Origin of the sequence: Legionella drozanskii LLAP-1 (genome assembly GCF_001467585.1) — a bacterium.
Taxonomy (GTDB): domain Bacteria; phylum Pseudomonadota; class Gammaproteobacteria; order Legionellales; family Legionellaceae; genus Tatlockia; species Tatlockia drozanskii.
In genome coordinates this window covers 1-1,627 of record NZ_LNXY01000016.1, presented here as the reverse complement: position 1 = coordinate 1,627, position 1,627 = coordinate 1, and the positions used below count along the sequence as shown (strand labels likewise).

Genomic DNA, 1,627 nt, shown 5'->3' with positions numbered 1-1,627 from the left:
ATTTAAAAATATTTTATGGCAAAACAATTGCCAATATGTCATTTATTAATGCAAAATATCTGATTATTTTTGCTTAGCGTATCTTTTGCTTCCGATGATTGTCATGCCCCTATTTAGTAGAAAATGATGTCCTTAAAAGTTAAGGCTGAAATTTCTTTAACGCGAAGTCCTAAACCGAACGAACAATAAATCATGGCCACATTACGTAATGCAAAGGAGCTGTCTTTTGCCATTTTTTATTAAAGAGTTCTATAAATATTTGATTTAAGGGGAAAGTGGCAACCTCTACGGCCTTAGAAAACACTGAAGAGGTCTAAGAATAGCCATTTCTAGATGTCTTTTTAAACTTGGAATAATTATTTTGAAAAGTTTTTTCAGACTGTACTTTTTGACTGCGGTTAACAAAACCCCAGTTATTAACTAAAGGTAAATTGACAAGTACACCAATTAAGTGTACTATTAGATATAAAGAAAATGTACTAGGTAGTGGAATTGATAAAGCCTTGTCAAATTGAGTTAGCCAAAGGAGCTGAGAAGGATATTATTAAAGTTCCAAGCTATATCAAAGAAAAATTATTGTTGTGGGTTGACTCTGTGGAGCGCCTAGGGATTAGCAAGATACGAACCATACCAGGTTATCATGATGAGCCTTTAAAAGGGGAGCGCACTGGTCAACGATCAATTCGTTTAAATAAAGCCTATCGAGCTATTTATATTGAAAATGAGCAAAAAGAAATAGTTATTGTTTCAATTATAGAGGTAAATAAACATGACTACTAATGCACGAAAATATTTAGAACAATTGGTAGGGCGTTTAACATTAGGAAGCTCTATTCGTTCTATACGTCAAGGAGAAGGGATAAGTCAGATTGATTTTGCTAAAATCCTTGGTGTGTCAAAGCAATATTTATGCGATTTAGAACATGATAGAAAGATAGTTAGTGCTAAAAAAGCTAAGCAGTTTGCTACCATTTTAGGTTATCCGGTAGAACAGTTTATAGCTTTAGCCATTCAAGACTCTCTTGAACATGATGGCATTCATATGCTCGTTGAAGTTAAAGCAGCATAGACGAATCTGTGAGATGACTAGTATCTCAGAGTTAGATGAATCGGATTCAACCTTAAGGAAGGAAAAAAGTGCGTCTGAAGGGGAGCCAATGAAATCGATTACAAAAGATATAAGTGCAATGATCCTTATAGGTCTGATATTACTATGGAGTCTTATTGCGGGATTGAACGAGTGGTTTTTTTTAATTCGAATCAATACCCTAATTTTCTAGTAGATCATACAATTTCTTTAGATTCTAAGGAAAAACTATATAAGCTGACCGAGTTATCTTGCCCTCACCTAGGTTCGGATCTTGTCGAGCGAAACAGTGTGGTTTATGTTAGATGTGGTTTATTTTGGCCAACATCTAAAGTAACCAAAATATATATCGTAAACAAATAAATTTCGGATGAATCTATTGCTAGTGAATAGGGCGATGATCTGTCAGATTCCAATATTAAGTCTGATTACTTTGATAATCAGACCTAATAATAAGGAATCGAAGGGCGGATTCAACTGGTAAATGCAACTCCAAAAATTAAGATAACACATTCGCAATCATAATAACTTCATCGTGAG

At 34.2% G+C, this 1,627-nt stretch carries 2 protein-coding genes; both read left to right on the top strand.

From position 1 onward, the window contains the following. Positions 1 to 492 precede the first annotated feature (492 nt). Positions 493 to 780 (top strand): type II toxin-antitoxin system mRNA interferase toxin, RelE/StbE family, encoded by a 288-nt coding sequence (locus Ldro_RS04005; protein ID WP_058495135.1) that lies wholly within the window; start codon positions 493 to 495, stop codon positions 778 to 780. Next, positions 770 to 1,069, top strand: coding sequence for a helix-turn-helix domain-containing protein (locus Ldro_RS04000; protein ID WP_058495134.1), 300 nt, complete (start codon positions 770 to 772; stop codon positions 1,067 to 1,069). The genes Ldro_RS04005 and Ldro_RS04000 overlap by 11 nt, the downstream gene beginning before the upstream one ends. Positions 1,070 to 1,627: the final 558 nt, after the last annotated feature.

Bases quoted from the DNA above. Each gene is read 5' to 3' on its own strand.
- Ldro_RS04000 (WP_058495134.1), top strand. From the start codon at position 770: ATGACTACTAATGCACGAAAATATTTAGAACAATTGGTAGGGCGTTTA.